Genomic DNA, 329 nt, shown 5'->3' on the forward strand with positions numbered 1-329 from the left:
CTTGTACCCCGTGCTTAATCCGAGAGAAACATACCATTGCCTGTATTCCATAAGATAATCTTTAGGAGGAAGTTTGTTATTATTTACATATTCTTTATATGAATAAAAACCGTCAGGATAAGCGTAATTTTCATCGCCGTTAAAAAACGGAGGCGTGTTATTCATAGTGCCGTAACGTCTTGAAAAATCAGTCGTTATGTCAATTCCCCCTGAAAGCGGCAACCCAAAAATCCAGCGGTGAAGATAATTAGCGGAGACGCTTGTTGAATCTACTATTGAAGTGTTAATTTCGGCCCCTATCTGGTTTCCCGTGCCAAAAAGATTACGGT

The 329-nt window shown here is 39.8% G+C and carries 1 pseudogene; it reads right to left on the reverse strand.

Annotated features, from left to right (window positions below):
- Positions 1–329: pseudogene (locus ACYVTD_RS18620) on the reverse strand (outer membrane protein assembly factor BamA); the annotation flags it as partial.

The organism is Treponema sp. R6D11, from assembly GCF_054786075.1.